Annotated in this window: 9 protein-coding genes and 5 pseudogenes; 9 read left to right on the forward strand and 5 right to left on the reverse strand. The window is 47.9% G+C overall.

What is annotated here, in order from left to right; genetic code table 11:
• Positions 1–74: 74 nt before the first annotated feature.
• Positions 75–1259: pseudogene (locus D5398_RS23675) on the forward strand (IS110 family RNA-guided transposase); the annotation flags it as partial.
• 211 nt (positions 1260–1470) lie between these two features.
• Here D5398_RS23675 and D5398_RS23680 read toward each other — a convergent pair.
• Positions 1471–2290, reverse strand: a pseudogene (locus D5398_RS23680) (transposase); the annotation flags it as partial.
• 650 nt (positions 2291–2940) lie between these two features.
• Here D5398_RS23680 and D5398_RS23685 point away from each other — a divergent pair.
• The 6 genes and pseudogenes from D5398_RS23685 to D5398_RS23700 all read left to right on the forward strand — a co-directional run bounded on the left by D5398_RS23685 (position 2941) and on the right by D5398_RS23700 (position 8967).
• Complete coding sequence (locus D5398_RS23685; RefSeq protein WP_120509812.1) at positions 2941–3765, forward strand: hypothetical protein; 825 nt, start codon at positions 2941–2943, stop codon at positions 3763–3765.
• A gap of 71 nt (positions 3766–3836) precedes the next feature.
• A pseudogene (locus D5398_RS25910) lies at positions 3837–5231 on the forward strand (hypothetical protein); the annotation flags it as partial.
• 267 nt (positions 5232–5498) lie between these two features.
• Positions 5499–5612, forward strand: a pseudogene (locus tag D5398_RS25915) (hypothetical protein); the annotation flags it as partial.
• 321 nt (positions 5613–5933) lie between these two features.
• Positions 5934–7310, forward strand: a pseudogene (locus D5398_RS25920) (YadA family autotransporter adhesin); the annotation flags it as partial.
• A 188-nt stretch (positions 7311–7498) separates the two neighbouring features.
• Positions 7499–8242, forward strand: a complete 744-nt coding sequence (locus D5398_RS23695) for a hypothetical protein (protein WP_162940836.1) — start codon at positions 7499–7501, stop codon at positions 8240–8242.
• Entirely contained in the window at positions 8230–8967 is a 738-nt protein-coding gene (locus tag D5398_RS23700; protein ID WP_120509815.1) for an EAL domain-containing protein, read from the forward strand. Before D5398_RS23695 ends, D5398_RS23700 begins: the two co-directional genes overlap by 13 nt.
• A 404-nt stretch (positions 8968–9371) precedes the next feature.
• On the opposite strand, the gene D5398_RS23705 is transcribed toward D5398_RS23700, so the two are convergent.
• From D5398_RS23705 to D5398_RS23720, 4 genes are all read right to left on the reverse strand, one after another.
• Positions 9372–10652 carry an exo-beta-N-acetylmuramidase NamZ family protein gene (locus D5398_RS23705; protein WP_244216834.1) on the reverse strand — a complete coding sequence of 427 codons (1281 nt, stop codon included), beginning with the start codon at positions 10650–10652 and terminating at the stop codon, positions 9372–9374.
• A 56-nt stretch (positions 10653–10708) separates the two neighbouring features.
• Positions 10709–11785 carry a hypothetical protein gene (locus D5398_RS23710; protein WP_120509817.1) on the reverse strand — a complete coding sequence of 359 codons (1077 nt, stop codon included), beginning with the start codon at positions 11783–11785 and terminating at the stop codon, positions 10709–10711.
• A gap of 21 nt (positions 11786–11806) precedes the next feature.
• The gene (locus D5398_RS23715) at positions 11807–13675 is read right to left on the reverse strand and encodes a glycoside hydrolase family 3 protein (RefSeq protein ID WP_120509818.1); all 1869 of its coding nucleotides are present in this window, start codon (positions 13673–13675) and stop codon (positions 11807–11809) included.
• 258 nt (positions 13676–13933) lie between these two features.
• Positions 13934–14794: an SIS domain-containing protein gene (locus D5398_RS23720; protein WP_120509819.1), complete on the reverse strand. Its 861-nt coding sequence runs from the start codon at positions 14792–14794 to the stop codon at positions 13934–13936.
• Positions 14795–15022: 228 nt separating this feature from the next.
• Between D5398_RS23720 and murQ the strand changes: the two genes are divergently transcribed.
• Positions 15023–15931 (forward strand): N-acetylmuramic acid 6-phosphate etherase, encoded by a 909-nt coding sequence (murQ, locus tag D5398_RS23725; RefSeq protein ID WP_120509820.1) that lies wholly within the window; start codon positions 15023–15025, stop codon positions 15929–15931.
• 2 nt (positions 15932–15933) lie between these two features.
• On the forward strand, positions 15934–17385 hold the full coding sequence (gene murP, locus D5398_RS23730) for a PTS N-acetylmuramic acid transporter subunit IIBC (RefSeq protein ID WP_120509821.1): 1452 nt from the start codon (positions 15934–15936) through the stop codon (positions 17383–17385).
• The last annotated feature ends 97 nt before the right edge of the window (positions 17386–17482 follow it).

A 17482-nucleotide genomic window follows, 5' to 3' on the forward strand; every position in this document is an offset into this window, starting at 1 on the left:
GTGGTGGCCTCAGCCCGCAACAGTTTGAAAACCAGAACCTCGCTTAGGGCCGTGTCCACATTATGTGGGTAGGATCAAAAATTCGGCACCCGGATGGACGAACATCCTACCTGCGTATTGAAAATACCCTGGAAGGGTTCAACCCACTGCTTGCGCTCACCGCTTCACCCCATGAAGATATTATCGCTGCATTTGAACCTACAGCTGATTATCACCGTAACATCGCATGGTGGTTACATAAGCAGGGAGTTCAGTGCCATCTTGTTTCCTCTGTCAGATGTGCGCGAGCTCGTGAGATGCTGTTTTAAGACCTGGGATAAAAATGATCGCAAAGATGCCAGTGTCATTATGTATTTGCTCGAACAAGGATTATCTTCACCATTTTATGATCCTCTGGCGAATGGCATTATCGATATACAGGAGATATCAAACACATACCAACAGGGTACTCTGGCACGAACACGATGTCTGAACAGCCTGGTTAACCACTATCTGACCCTATATTTTACCGACGCTGAGCAGTTTCTGCATATGGCCGGGCAGAGTGGTTCTGCCAGTTTTTACTTCAATTCCCTACACCGTCTTGTATCACGTCACTTACCCGGGATGTGTTTTTAAAACAGTCATGGGATGTTGTTGGGCAGAAACAGTATAAACAGCAGTTTCTTGAACATCTCTATGATGTTGCTACGAATTCCATTGCATTACCGTTGCCAGATGATTCTCTGGCAGTGGCCACGTTCAGATTACAGCTTCATCGATATATCGAACTTTCGGCCCAACGATTACAACTTGAGAAACAAGCAGAAAAATATTTGCAGGAACGAAGTGACTACCAGCATTTACGTACGATCCCGGGGATTGGACCTGTCATTGCCCTTATGGTTATTGTTGAAAGTGGCAATTTGACACGTTTCGCTCATTATCGGCAGTACCTCAACTATTGTGGTTTTAATCTCTCCGCCATTCAGAGCGGGCAAAAGCACAGTGGTTACAGAGTATCAAAACGTGGAAATGCGCGGTTAAGATATTCCTTCTGGCTTGCCGCCACAGTAGCAGTAAGAACGAGGGAAAACAGTTTCCGGTACAAATATGAACGCTATCTTCGGGATAATGGAGACAAGCCTGATCAGAAAAGAAAAGCCATGACGGCTGTGGCAACAAAAGTCGCCAGAGTGGCGCATGCAATTGTAAAGCAGAATATTGATTACAAAGGATATTATGGAATATGCCATGGGACGTTATTCAACGGGCCGTAAGGCGCATCGCGACCAGACGATAATGCACAACGTCCATGGTTTCCCAAAAATGCTGTGTTAAGTCCTGTCGGGCCATTTCGGACCCTTGTATGTCATGGTAAGCATATTTATAAGCCGAAAGGAAATGTGGGCAGTATCGGATATTAAAATGAACTATCGTCTTTGTATTAGATGGCAGTATCCCTGCGTGTAAAATAGTTGACTCAGACGGTGGTCCGTTATCCATCCGTATTTTCAGCGGATATCCACGGTTTGCCACTATCCTGTCCAGCACCCGCACGACCCGTTGTGCCGGGATATTCAGGGCAATTTCGATAGCCAGAGCTTCACGGTTAAAATCATCGACGACATTGAAAGTCCGAAAACGTCGGCCACATGTCAGCGCGTTGTGCATAGAATCGATGGACCAACTCTGATTGAGAGCTTCCGGCGTTGCAAGCGGAGCCGGATTGCGCACCGGCAGGCGTTGTTTACCCTTACGACGAAAATTAAGTTTTAACAGACAGTAAATTCGGTGTACCCGCTTGTGATTCCAGACGTGCCCCTGCCTGCGAAGCACCTGAAAAAGCTTCTAAAATGCGTAGCGAGGATAGCGTTCAGCTGCCTCAGTCAGCCTTGGGATCACCGGTTCATCACGTCACGTATCCAGTTATTAACGAAACACTGTCCTGCTCAGCGATAACGTCCTGTATGCCTGGCGTATGCTCATCGTAAATTGCGTGGTCAGATAGTCGACGAGCTCACGCTTTATCGCTGGTTTTAAAACTTTTATTCGGTGACGTCTTTCAACGTCCGGCATTCCAGACTCAGGTCTATAAACATCTGCTTCAGACTACGATTTTCGTCCTCCAGATCTTTGATTTTTTGATATCAGCCGCTTCCACCCCGCCATATTTCGCCTTCCAGTTGTAATAGCTGGCTTCAGAAATAGCGGCCTCGCGACACACATCTTTGACGGTCTTGCCCGCTTCGTCTGATTTCACGACGGCGATGTTCTGGTGCTCGGTGATTCGGATCTTACGCTTAACGATCTCCTCAGGTGACGTAATCAGTATGTCGGAAGATCTCTAAAAGTGAATGGGCCGGTTATGCGGGATGCTTGCAATCGCGCTTCTATTGATTTTAGAGCGATAAACTAACCAGATATCGCTTCATTTAGATCTTTATGTTGTTATTTTTGTTTATACGATCTATTGATCTAAAGGATTGTTGTTTTGTAGTTATTTGTGCTGTTTTTTGTGGGTGTTTTGTGTATTTTTAGTTCAATCGATGAGAATCGTCTTATTTTTAAGTGCATTGTCGCGTTTTTAATCAATGCAATATATATATGTTTATTTTTTGTTTCATTTTTACTATATTTTACGTCATTGAACTTACCTTTCTTTACTTAAATATATTTCTTTTATTTTTTACACAATATTGTATTACTTATAATTCTCCTTTACCCCTGGCTAATCAGGGAGGGATACGTATGAGAATAAAAACTTTAAATTTTGATGAAATCTCAGTTCAATTGCCACTGCATAACCTGTTCTCTTTTTGTGTTCGCGAAAGAGTGAATGAAAGTTATTCAAAGCATGATCACCATAAATCACAAAATTTTTGCCAGTTTTTTATTACGCATGCGTTTCAATGATGCTTGCCTGACTGATTTTCACCTCTAAAAAATTAAGGCTCTACTATGATGCCCGAGAAATTTATACTTTCTGCCGCTCTCATGACTACGCTATTAATAGGATGTGACAGTGATCAGTATGCAGAAGCTAGTACTACATCCACGACCTCAGTTAGTATTAATGCCATGCCAATTATTATGAACGTAATAGCTGGTAAGATACCTGAAATAAATAGAGGCAACCGTGAAAATGTACTCAATCAGGTTTGTCGGGTTGCTTATGGGGAAATTAAACCAGCGGCACTTAGAGGTGAAATCAACCAGGCAGGTCTGATTCAAAAAAATAATGAGAAAGCAGACGCTTTCACGCAACTTATGCAAGATGAAGACGTAGTTCCCTATCAAGTTGCATGTGCAGCCTACATGATTGGGTCAATTGAGGCTATCCCTGACGTAAACCAGTATGTGAGTCAGAAAAAGGATGCCAATGGACAGCCTGCAATGGAGGCTAACGAAGAGGCTGTTATCAACCTGATGCCATTCAGGGTTGCTGTCGCAAGAGCCACGACTGAGTTGTATGGGAAAATCGCGGCGGACCTACCAGAGAAAAAGGCGCAATCAATGGAGATGTATAACCAGAAAATCAATCGTTTATTTTCCCAATCCGCTGCAAGTTTTTTAACTACCGTCAGGAAATATAATCAGGAAGAGATGAGTCACCATTATCAGTTGCTACTCTTACAAAAAGGTAAGTTTATTTTTAAGAGTTCAACTGGGTATTTGATAGATGTTAGCCCCGAAGGTGTAAATCTATCCCTATACGGTGCGCCATGGATGGGAGGTGGGTATATTATGGGTGTGAGGCGCAGTATTTATATTGCACTCAAGTAATTAAAAATTTAGTTATTAATAAGCGTTTCTAATCTTATTAATTGTGCTCTTATACTAAGGGTAAATTTACTATGTCTATATCAAAAAAAACAACACCGCTGCATTGGGTAAAGTTACCCCCAACTTTCGCACAGAAAAAAAATAAATTTAGTCTGTTAATTAGTGAGGTTGTCCTACTTTCGCTCTGTGGTTGCGGGAACGCTTTTGCTGAAGCCACATTAAGTGATGGGGCTTATAAAGTGATTTCCATACAGTCATCTACCGGGAATGCTAGTTCTTCTGGACCCGGCTCGATAGCAATAGGTAGTGCCGCAGCAGCAATTGCATCAGGTCAAGCAGCTACTGCTGTGGGATATATGGCTTCAGCCACTGCGTCAGGCGCTACCGCTATTGGGCGTGATACTAGTGCGGCCGCAACTAATGCGTTAGCCCTCGGGAATGGTGCTTCATCGACGCTAGCGAACAGCGTTGCTCTCGGCAGCAACTCGACGGCCTCTGCCGTATCTGCTACCACCGCAAATACTGTGGCAAACTCATTTATCAGTGGCAAAACCCTCTCAGTAATACAGGCTCCCACTAATGGTGTGGTGGCTATTGGTAACCGGCAGATACAGGGAGTCGCTGATGGACAGTTATCCAGTACTTCGACTGATGCCGTGAACGGGTCACAGCTTTACCAGGTAACTACCGGGCTAAACAGCAATACAAATGCGCTGGGTTCCAGTACCGCCAGTGCGCTGGGTGGCGGTGCGGCTTATAACAGCACGACTGGTGCTTGGACTGCCCCGAGCTATTCTATTCAGGGCACAACTTTCAGTGACGTCGGCAGTGCATTGACAAAAGTAGACAGCGGGCTGACGGCACTAAACGGCGGCAATACTGGTCTGGTGCAGCGCACTGCCACCAGTAACGTGGCGACAATGACCGCCACTGGAGGCTCCGCGACAACGCCGGGTACGGCGCAGAAGCTGACCAATTTGGCGGCAGGCAATCTGGCGGCAGACTCCACCGACGCGGTAAACGGCAGTCAGCTGTTTACCACCAATACCAAAGTGGGTACGAATGCCACGAACTTAGCCAATCTAGGCACCAGTACGGCTAACGCACTGGGTGGCGGGGCAGCCTACAACAGCACGACCGGTTCGTGGACCGCCCCGAGCTACACCGTGCAGGGGAGCAACTACAGCAACATCGGTGATGCCTTTGGCGGCGTAGACGGCAGCCTGACGGCGTTAACCAGCAGCATTTCAGAGGGAACCACCGGCGTGGTGCAGCGTACCGATACGGCGAATAAAACCGTCCTGACAGCGGCCAACGGCACCGCCGCCGCCCCCGGAGAGACGCAGACGCTGAGCAATCTGACGGCGGGCAATCTGGCGGCAGACTCCACCGACGCGGTAAACGGCAGTCAGCTGTTTGCCACCAATACCAATGTGGGCACGAATACCACGAACTTAGCCAACCTAGGCACCAGTACCGCCAGCGCACTGGGCGGCGGGGCAGCCTACAACAGCACGACCGGTGCGTGGACCGCGCCGAGCTACACCGTGCAGGGAAGCAACTACAGCAACATCGGTGATGCCTTTGGCGGCGTTGACGGCAGCCTGACGGCGTTAACCGGCAGCATTTCAGAGGGAACCACCGGCGTGGTGCAGCGTACCGATACGGCGAATAAAACCGTCCTGACCGCGGCCAACGGTACCGCCGTCGCACCCGGGGAGACGCAGACGCTGAGCAACCTGGCGGCCGGTAATCTGGCGGCGGGATCCACCGACGCGGTCAACGGCAGCCAGCTGTTTGCCACCAATGCTAACGTGGCAACCAGTGCCACTAATCTGGCTAACCTGGGTACCAGCACCGCCAGCTCGCTGGGCGGGGGAGCGGCTTACAACAGCAGCACCGGCGCGTGGACCGCGCCGAGCTACACCGTGCAGGGGAGCAACTACAGCAACATTGGTGATGCCTTTGGCGGCGTAGACGGCAGCCTGACGGCGTTAACCGGCAGCATTTCAGAGGGAACCACCGGCGTGGTGCAGCGTACCGATACGGCAAATAAAGCGGTGCTCACCGCCGCCAACGGTACCGCCGTCGCACCGGGGGAGGCGCAGACGCTGAGCAACCTGGCGGCCGGTAATCTGGCGGCAGACTCCACCGACGCGGTGAACGGCAGCCAGCTGTTTGCCACCAATACCAATGTGGGCACGAATACCACGAACTTAGCCAACCTGGGTACCAGTACCGCCGGCGCGCTGGGCGGCGGGGCAGCCTACAACAGCAGCACCGGCGCCTGGACTGCGCCGAGCTACTCTATTCAGGGGAGCAGCTACGGGAACATTGGTGATGCCTTTGGCGGCGTAGACAGAAGTCTAACGAGCCTGAGCAACAGCGTGGCGTCGGGCACCAACGGCGTTGTGCAGAGAACCGGTACGACTAACGTCGCGACCTTAACCGCCGCCGATGGAACAGCCTCAGCGCCGGGTGCGGCACAGACGCTAACCAATCTGGCTCAGGGGCAGTTGACTGCAGACTCCACTGATGCCGTCAACGGCAGCCAATTATATGCAGTGGCTGACCAGGTGTCTAAAAATACTACCGACATTTCTGGTCTGACCACCATTGTCAACAATGCAACCGAGAGTAATCTAGTCAAACAAAACAGTGAGGATAACAGTATCACTATCGGTGCTAGTAAGGCGGGGGCAACTGTGTCGATAGCGGGTACACAGGGTAACCGAACGCTGGGCGGCGTGGCTGATGGTATCGCTGCCAATGATGCGGCTACGGTGGGGCAACTTCAGGGTGTAGCCGGTAATATCAGCAGCCGTGATGATACCGGTTTGGGCGTAGCGAAGGCGACGGGAAAGAACGGATTAGCGGTCGGTGCGGGAGCGGTGGCTTCGGGCGACTTCAGCACAGCTAACGGTGCAGGCGCGCAGGCAATAGGTACAAACAGCAGCGCCAGCGGAAGTGAAGCCAAAGCGACCGCCGCAAATGCCACTGCGGTCGGTCAGGGGGCGACGGCCTCGGGAGCAAGCACGCTGGCGGCGGGGCAGGGCAGTAGTGCCACGGGCTCACAGGCCGTGGCGTTAGGTGTGGGTAGCGTCGCCAGTGGTTCACATTCAGTGGCGTTGGGGTATGGCTCCGTGGCGGAAAGGGACAACAGCGTTTCCGTTGGCAGTGCAGGTCATGAGCGCCAGATAGCCAACGTCGCGGCGGGTACGTCCAGAACCGATGCTGCGAACGTGGGGCAGGTCAATGACGCATTCCAGAGTTTGGATAAGAGCGTCAATAATAAGATTAATGACCTGGATGATAAGCTGACCGGCGGCATTGCGTCGGCAATGGCGATGTCGGGAATCCCCCAAGCATACTTGCCTGATTCAAGCCTGATAGGCGCGTCGGCTTCTACGTATAACGGCCAGTCGGCAATATCGGTCGGCGTCTCTAAAACATCTGAGAGTGGCAAGTGGATAATGAAAATTAGCGGTAGCGGGAATACTCAAAGCGACTTTGGCGCTTCAGTTGGGGTCGGATACCAGTGGTGAGGAAAGGGCAACGGGCATGAGACCGGGGATATTGAGGGTTAGTTAACCGCGCGGGCGGCCCGCTGGGCCGTCCATTATCATATTAACGTAAGGAAGACGAATACATAGAGTACCGGTAAAGAATGCACAAGTACTAGTGAGTGAATAAGTCCAATACATCAGAGTATATCCCACTACTGAGGAGCGTTATGATGGATAAAACTTGCACCCCCACGATTGTGCCACGAGGAAGTTTTGCACCTTATTTTCATGAGATCTCGGTGATTTCATCGTGTTCCTACGTGTCACTGGGATTGTTGCAACTGTGTCACGGGGTTAGATGTATCGGCCGCCCTTACATGATTGACCTCTTCTCCGCTTACTATTTATCTAACGACACCCACACGATGACTCATGAAAAGCGCGTTATTCCTCATCACCATTATGTCGTGCATCTGTCGACAGTGCTCGAGAGTATGCTTGCTGAACTGATGACGCTTGTCGTGCTTGTCAATAACCTGCCGTTAAGCAGTACGGTCACCGTATTAACCAACTGGCCACCGGATTTTATTTATCACACGCTTCGCCTTAATTTGCAAAAACGGATTGCTCTCGCTAAATGCCGGTGGATACTTGCAAAAAGTCCACTGTCTGATCTTTGCTCGAAAATACCGTATGCAGGCCCTCACGCGGCTGCGGTCATGCTTGAGAGGCATGTTGATAATGTGGAGGTACAAAGCCGTTATGTTGGATTAACATATTTTGAAATCAAAATGTTGTCAGGTTTTTTTTCTCATGCACACCCAGAAACAAGGAGCATAGAGATGAAAAGCAAAAATTTTCATCACCATAAGATCTCGGGTCTGAGAAAACTCGCGCAGTTGCCAGGCAGAGAAGGGCGAGCCTTTGCAGGACTCATTCATTCAAGAAAAAAGTCCCTATGCATCCCTTAGTCAGCGAGGCGGCGGCCTTTGACGCGTTAGCGAGTGGGGATATTTTTCCATATTATCAACCCGTCGTGAACAGCGATAAATATATTCTGGGTTATGAATTGCTGATGCGCTGGCAGATAGGGGAAGACATTCTTTCACCGGCGGCGTTTATGGCAAACTTTCATTCTACCCGGCTATGGCAGCAACTCACGGAAATGATGATACATTCGGCGATTAATACTATCCTGCACGTTCCAGGGAGTATTACCTTTGCGGTCAACCTACCGGATTGCCTACTCTACACGGAGTGGGTTGAGCATATTATGAGGCAGGTACGGTATCATTTAGTGGACAAAACTTTGATGTCACGCCTAGTATTTGAGATTAATGAGCGTACGACTCTTACGGAACTTTCACAAGGCGCGCGGGCAATTACCCTGCTCAGAGACAGTGGGTGCCGGGTCTATCTGGATGACTGTTTTGGGGAAACCAGCGTTTTCTTTCCGATGAAAAATATTCCGCTCGACGGGTTTAAGATAGACAAAAGCATTATCGATACTTTTCAGTATAACACCTATCATGAATACTTTATCCGGTCGCTGATTTATTTCTGTAGTCTTAGCCAAACAATTTGCATTGCCGAAGGCGTCGATACGCAGGCAAAGCTTGAGGCACTCAAAGTGTTGGGCATCAACGGTTTTCAAGGGTATTTGATAGGAAGGCCGGGGACACTGGGTTTTGACTGAAGGGCGAGGGCCGATGAAAACAGGAGCCGTAAGGTAGGGGAGAGGAGTTTGTGCTGAAAAATTTGAGTGCCACCGTTTCGGTAGATATATTCTGTCCTCACGATGAGGCCTTTTCGAAGGCCACAGAGCTAATCTCCTCCTGGAAATGCGAATAAAATTATCTATTGAAGTGCCCGATATTTTATCGTGCAAGTCTGAAAGTAATTTACATGCAAAAAGAAAGGGGTGATGAGAAATACAGATCATCAATATCGTTGAAATTATATGTGATGGCCTATTGGTTTGACCTGAAAATCAGTCAGGGTTGGTATTTGCCCTTGATAAGAGTACGCCGTGGCAGGATCTGATAGTGTCGTTAATAATAAAGGGTAACGATACTGCCGCTACCCTTGAGAGCCGGTAACTTATTCGTAGAACCGATATTTTTCTCTTAGTTTGAGATACCTGTCGATACCCGGCTGCCAATGGGTTTCAACCATTTTTACCGTATCATCCACGTTCAGGCCCTGCAGGTCAGCCTGCTGCAGAAGCTCCGGCAATTTGCTGGTGCCGGTCAGTTTAGCAAGCCAGGTGGGACGCAGCAGGAATATCGAATCCTGGTAGTCTAAATAGTTTTCTTCTTGCGTTGGGTTAGCAACCATACTGTAACCCGCCTTATTAAAGCGCTGCCACCAGTCGACAAAATTGTAAATACTCGGCCTGATAGACGTGAGCTCCTGGGCGTTAAACCGCTCGCCGCAGACTTCTTTTCCCGCCTGAGGCCAGCCAAGTTTTTTCTGTTTTATATCAACATGATAACATGTGTTGATATAAAACTGACGATCGGGGAATCCCAGTTGCTCAAATGGATAATCGGATCCTCTGCCGCTATTCAAACTGGTTGCTTCAAATAGCCCTAATGACGGGTAGAGTTGCACAGCCAGGTCGCTGCGAAGATTCGGCGAAGGCCAGACCGGCAGCGAATAGGGCATGTCATGCTTGTAGCCACTCATCTCAATCACCTTTACGTCCTGGGGTGTAAACCGCCAGTTGCTATCGCCATAGGCGGCACTATGAATATCGGCAAACTGCGTAAGCCAGCCTTCGCCCACAATCATGCGGGCGAACTCACCTGAGGTCAGACCGTGCACCATGGGGATCGGATGTATCCCGATGCCAGAGATATTGTTCGCTTCCAGAATCGGTCCGTAAACATATTGGCCCAGCGGATTTGGCCTGTCGAAAACCATAAATTGCTTATGGTGCAACTGCAGACTTTCCAGCATGTGGTGCATCGAGATCGTGTAAGTGTAAAACCGTACACCGACGTCCTGCAGGTCGTAAATGACAATATCGACATCCGCTAACTGTTCCGCCGTTGGGTGAGCCCGCGAGCGCCCATCGGCATCCTTTCCATATAGCGAAATAATCGGTAGCCCGGTTTTCACATCCTTATGATCATCATCGCCGAGGCCAGTATCGGCATTGCCGCGAATGCCATGTTCAACGGAATATAACGTGGTGACCTTGAAGTGATATTTTTCCTGCTCGCTTAACAATTTATCTATGGTGTGTAACCTGTCTTTATTGAGCGAACTTTGGTTAACCATCAACCCTACCCGTTTATTAAACAACAGCGGTCCATATATGTTGTCCCGATCAACGCCTAATTGAATATCACTCCCTGCGTTAGCAGAGTTCACCATCGTGATCAGTAAGAGCAAACCGAGTAAAACGTGTCGCATTCCCTATCTCCTGATGGTTAGAAATTATGCCGTAGCTCCAGAGCCCAGAACCAAAAATTGTTACTGGTACGCTCACCGTTAGCCCAAGTGCGCTCCGGGCGATAATAAACATCGGTGAAAATGGAGGTTTTTTGGGTAAAGGGATAAATAGACTGGAAACCAAAACGGCTACGGTCTTTTTCTTTATAAGTAAACTCTTCATTATTTGAATTGCGGAAACTTTGCGTTCCACGGGTTAACGCCAAACGCGTATAAGGCATAAGGAGGAATCCGTCATCAAATTTATAACGATAAGTAGCCCAAAGGAAATGCTCCTTATTATAGAGTGTATTTACCAGCTGTTCATCGATAAACAGATAGTTCAGCCACAGTGAGTTCTTTGAGTTAAAGGTGATATTAGCACCAGCGAAATGCTCATTAATCTGGCTCCAATCGCGTTTATATACCCCATATTCACCCTGTGCACGCGCATAGTCTAATTTACGGTCAATCAGACGAAATGACAGGCTGACGTTAAAACTGAGACTATCAGAATAGTGATACAGCGCCTGCGGGCGAATCCAAATCTCGTGACGTTCTTCCCCTTTACGAATATCCCCTTTATACTCCGGCGCCGCCAACGCCGGAGTATTGATAGAGGCAAAATGCCAGTTATCGTTACGGTAGCCGACGCGTAGCTTAGTATTGCCGCTTTTGCCATTAATGGTAAAAGGGAAGGTGCGCGTTACCCCTGCCTGCCAACGCGTGCGGTCATACTCCTGGCTATTATCAATATAGGTTTTCAGGAACTGTACATCGTAAAGCCACAGGGAGTCATCCTGATAAATCCAGGCACCGGCGTAAGGCGAAGTCGCCATACTGCCTTGCAAAAACTTCCAGTTGTCGTCGCTGTCAATCTCCTGCTCGGTACCTAAATAGGCTTCAATGTTCCAAGTTTGCTGCTGAGACTTTTCTTTATTATTCTTTTCTAACTGCTGAATATGTTGATTGAGCTTAAGGATTTCCTGGTCGTAATCAATTTCGAACTCATCCGCGTTAGCCGTCCATGCAAAAAAAAAGCTGCTGCACAGAACTAATTTCGCTGTAGTTTTCACTATCCAAAACTCCTTTTTTAATCAGAATGTTAATCCATGGCCACGGGAATAAAGTAATCGGCTATTATCGGGTGTTTTAATCTCTACCGGTAATTTACCCTGGGGAGAAGCAAGCACAGTGCTTTTTCCTGCCGGCCCCATGAACAGTGTTCTTAATCCGCTACGAATATTTGTCTCGAGGCTGTTTCTAATATTATTGGTCACGTCGAATCCCGTGATGCCATAGATTGCAATATTGGCATCTACGTTGGTTAAATAAGCGATGTCATACGGATTACGGGAAGAGATAACCACCAGTGGAATTTTATGTTCTTTTGCGACATCGATAATTCTCTGCGCGTTAGCCGGGTTGGTTTTCAGATTGTAAGTGGTAAGAATAATAAATTGTTGACCCGCAATTTGTTTTTCAATTTCATTCTTTGTGAGTTGGTCCTGCCCAAGATTAACCACCTCATCGCTAACGTTCATGATGACGTGTAATTCTTTGCCAATCTGCGCCAAATGTTTATTGATTAACTGATTACGTGGCTTTTCATCGGAGTAAACCAGTATGTTGTTCTCAGCTTTCAGCGGGAACGGCAATACCTGGTTGTTAACAATCAGTGTGATAGCTTGTGCCGAGATAGCATTTTCGAGCGATTTATGCATTTCAGAGCCGACAATTTTTTCTGCATGCTCGGCATCATGAGGGGCGGCAGAGATTTGCTTATTCAGTTTGGTAAACACGATGCGTTCAGCTGATTCGTGGATCCGTTTCCTGAGCTGCGGATTTTTCTGGGCTTCTTCTTTTAACGAGGCGTAGACCGCACCCAACTGCTCAATACTGGCGTCATCCTTGATTTCAAGTGGCATCAGAACGATGTCATTTCCTGCCAGAATGGCTTGTTTAATTGACCACAGGCGATCAAAATTACCGCTGATGGCGCCCATATCCATGGCATCCGTCAGAATCAAGCCTTTGAAATGGAGTTGATGACGCAAGATATCGGTCAGTATGGGTTTAGATAGCGTCGCAGGGGTACCAATTTTCTCACCGGTGATACTGGTAAGTTCAGTATTATCCAAAGCCGGTACAACAACGTGTGCCGTCATGATGGCGTCGGCGACGGGCATAACGTCGACAAAGGGCTTGAGCTCGGTTTTATGCCATGAGGCTTTATCGGTATTGACAGTGGGTAATGCAAAGTGCGTGTCCGATGCCACGTTGCCATGGCCAGGGAAGTGCTTAAGCGAGGTCAAAACCGGATAATGGTGAATACCTTCGATATAGGCTTTAGCACTATTGCCGACGAGAAGAGGATCGTCAGAATAGGCTCGCACCCCGATGACAGGATTGTTTTGATTATTATTAACATCTACTACCGGGCCAAAGTTAAAATTAAACCCCAGGCTGGAAAGCTCATAACCATGAATTTTACCCGATTGCTCTGCGAGTTTTTGCGAGCCAGTGGCGCCTAATGCCATATTGCCTGGCATTTCAGTCCCTACTTGCAGGCGAGTTACATAACCACCTTCCTGGTCAGTACTAATAAATAACGGTAGGTTACTGCGGGCCGCCTGTAACGCATTGATTAGTTCTACCGTCTGAGGGGTATTAATAAGGTTTTCCCGAAATAAAATCACGGAACCAAGATGGAACTCGTTGATGAGTTTTTTAACAGAATTATTCGCGACAGTAAATGGGCTCTTATCTGCGTTATTATTTTCACGCCATGAACGAATATCAATCATGAACATTTGGCCTAACTGTTCATCAAATGACATATTATTAACAATGTTTTTTGCGCTATCTTCAGGTGAATGCCAAAGTTTTTTTAATTCTATATCTGACAGTGTTGTTCCATGGCTGTAACTACTAAGTACTAACAACAGGGGTAATAAATTTTTCATTCCTATCTCCGCTATTTATTTTGGCCAGATTTTACGTGGCACTGCGGTTAATAAAGTGATGGTTATCACAGTTGTTCTATTCGTGCTTTAAGGGTTTTGGGGAATAAATACCTTTCTTTTCATAATTAATATCATAAAAGGCGCACAGATCAGCGCTGAAATTAAGAATATTAAATCTTAGGTTGGAATAATTATTGTGCTTTTCAACAAAAATTAGCCACTGAAGTACAGTTAGCGATCACACTTTTCGCGGCACAGTTAATCATTAAGCCTATTAATGGCCTGATGAGCATTCAATACCAGCGGCTTAGCGACCTCTTTACGATGTTGCATAAGTGCCAGAAAAATTAAATCGCTGATCGTATTTTGTGCCGTACGTGAAGAGATAGAAGAGCTACGCCATTCGTTCTCTTCAGAGACACTTTCCAGTACATAGTCAGCTATCCTAGCGAGGGGGTTCTCTTTATCACCAGTAATAACAATCACTTTAGCTCCCCTAGATTTGGCCGACGTGGCGGCAATGCGCATGTCTTTTTTAGTGCCACTGAACGAAATGACAATTTGTACATCCTCCGCTGTGAGTGTGAGTGCAGTAGCAATCTGGACATGAAGATCGGCCTCTGAGAGACTGAAAATACCTATTTTCTGTAGTTTGTAGCTCAGATCTTTCGCCGTCAGTCCTGAGCCCCAAATACCGATGATTTGTACCCGGCGAGCCGCGTTAATTGCCTCAACGGCCCTTTGTAAAATGGGGAAATTAATGCGGCGGGTGGTTTCTTCTATGGCGGCAGTTTTTTCATGAGCCAGTTTTTGTGCCATTAGCATCAGCGAGTCCTCCGGAGAGATAGCATTGTGCAGTGCATGATGGGGATTATTCTTGTAAAGATTGTTGCGGCATAGCTCCCGGCTGAGGGCGAGCTTCATCGCAGGAAATCCCTTCATACCAATCTTCTGGCTGAATTTAACTATTGCTGACTGGCTTACGCCGGTCACTTCAGCGAAGGAGGAGGAGGACATATCCAGTACTTTTTCGGGAAAATTAAGAATGTATCTGGCAATCTTCTTCTGGTTTTCAGCTAATTCTGGCAGTAGCCAGGTGATCTCATTTAGGACAGACATACAAATTCTCACAAGTTAAGTGGCGGATTATTCCATTGCTATTGGACATCATTCCAATAACGTAATGTTTTGAAATAAAACACAAATATAATGTTTCCGCGCTTTCAAAACGCTGCTCTATTCTGTGTGAGACACACAGCGAGAATACATTTTATCGTGATGATTATCACATAATTAAAATAAATAATTCCCTAACCTGATTGATATATTTAACGAATGGAAGTCCTGATGAACATTAATTTAAGCAAGATGGTGACTGAAAGCCGTAACCCGGCGACTGCGGCAATTGATACACTGCCGACCCTGGAGGTATTAACTGTTATCAACCATGAAGATAAGCAAGTGCCGGTGGCAGTAGAGGCTACCCTGCCACAGATAGCCAAAATAGTAGATAAAGTCGTCGAGGCTTTCGCTCAGGGTGGCAGACTTATCTATAGCGGTGCGGGAACCTCCGGACGTTTGGGGATCCTCGATGCCAGCGAATGTCCGCCGACCTATGGCACTCCGCGCGAGCAGGTAGTGGGTTTGATCGCGGGAGGACAGATAGCGATTTTGCAAGCGGTAGAAAATGCAGAGGACAGCCGTGAAATGGGGGAACAGGATCTACGCAACCTGAATTTCAGCGCCCGCGATATCCTGGTGGGAATTGCGGCCAGTGGGCGCACACCCTATGTTTTGGGGGCCATGTCCTATGCGAAAAGCGTTGGCGCGACGGTTGCCTCTATCTCATGTAACCCGGGAAGTGAAATGAGCCAGGCGGCAGATATTGCTATCGAAGCCATTGTGGGGCCGGAAGTAGTTACCGGTTCATCGCGCATGAAAGCAGGTACAGCCCAAAAGCTCCTCCTCAATATGATTACCACCGGGGCTATGATCCGCAGTGGCAAGGTGTATGGCAACCTGATGGTGGATGTTGAGGCGACCAATGCCAAACTTTTCCAACGCCAAATCAATATCGTGGTTGAAGCAACACAATGTAGCCCGTCAGAAGCAGAGAGCGCACTTGAAGCGTGCAATCGCCATTGTAAAACGGCAATTTTGATGATTATCAGCGGCCTGTCTGCCGATGAGTCTGCAGAATTATTGAAGAAAAATAAGGGCTTTATCCGTAATGCGCTCCAGGGAGTAAAGAGTTAATCATGGCTAAAATTACTAGCTCACTAATACAGCAAATTTTGCTCTTCACCGGAGGGCGTGAAAACATCATAATTTGCGGTAACTGCATGACGCGGTTAAGACTGACGCTAAAGGACCGAAATCTAGTTGAAAATGACAACCTGAAAAAACTCCCAGGGGTGATGGGGGTAGTCAATGGTGATGACCAACTGCAAATAATTCTCGGCCCTGGTAAGGCCCAAACGGCCAGTGAACTGCTGAACAAAGAGTTACTGATGACGGGCGGAGAACCGGCTGAACAGGACAGCAATGCCGATTTACAATCCGTTGCCAGCCAACAAAAACAGCAGATGAAAGCGAAACAAAACAGCGCAGTGCATAACTTTCTGACTAAGTTTGCCACTATTTTTACCCCGCTAATCCCAGGTTTTATCGCCGCTGGCCTGCTACTGGGCATTGCAACGCTGATTCAGCAGACGATGATAGTGGAGGACGTAGCCCCTTCTGCCTGGCTATTGCATCTTATCGCCTACATGAAAGTGTTCAGCATTGGGCTCTTTACCTTCCTTAGCATCCTGATTGGCTTTAATACTCAGAAAGCCTTCGGAGGAACGGGAGTAAACGGTGCAATTATCGCTTCGCTGTTTATCTTGCGCTACGTCCCTGAGGGGACAGTAGGTTACTACGCCGGGATGGATAATTTCTTCAGCCTTACCATTGATCCACGCGGAAATATTATCGGTGTGTTGTTGGCGTGTATTTTCGGAGCGTGGATTGAGCGTCAGGTACGTCGGGTTATTCCTGATAACCTGGATATGATCCTGACTTCGTCGATTACATTACTCATCACCGGCGCGGTAACTTTCGTCGTGATCATGCCTATAGGGGGGGAACTCTTCAAAGGCATGTCTTGGTTGTTTATCCATCTTAACGGTAATCCTTTTGGCACTGCCGTTTTAGCCGGGGTATTCCTGATTGCCGTCGTCTTCGGTATCCATCAAGGTTTTGTGCCAGTTTACTTCGCGCTGATGGATGCTCAAGGCTTTAACTCACTGTTTCCCATCCTTGCTATGGCCGGTGCAGGGCAAGTCGGGGCCGCACTAGCGCTGTTTGTCCGCTCACCCAAAGGCTCTGTGCTGCGCACTCAAATTAAAGGTGCTATTTTCCCGGGGCTTCTGGGAATAGGTGAACCGCTGATTTATGGCGTTACATTGCCGCGTCTGAAACCTTTTATCACCGCTTGTATCGGCGGCGGCATAGGCGGTTTCTTTATCGGTCTGGCTGCCTGGCTTGGAGTTCCGGTAGGGCTAAATACCGTGTTCGGTCCGTCTGGTCTGGTATCTATTCCGCTGATGACCTCTCATCAGGGCATTTTCATTGGTATGGCGGTATATGTAGTGGCTCTCCTTATCGCTTACCTCGCCGGGTTTATTCTCACCTGGTTCTATGGTAGTAAAAATATTGATTTAAGCTAATGGCTTTCTTCCCCCTTCATTAAAAAGAAGGGGGAGTAGCGACTTTAATTCTGCCCTTGCGTTCTCTGCTCCTCCCTTTACCCTCCCCTCGGTATAT

Origin of the sequence: Rahnella bruchi, assembly GCF_003614975.1 — a bacterium.
Taxonomy (GTDB): domain Bacteria; phylum Pseudomonadota; class Gammaproteobacteria; order Enterobacterales; family Enterobacteriaceae; genus Rahnella; species Rahnella bruchi.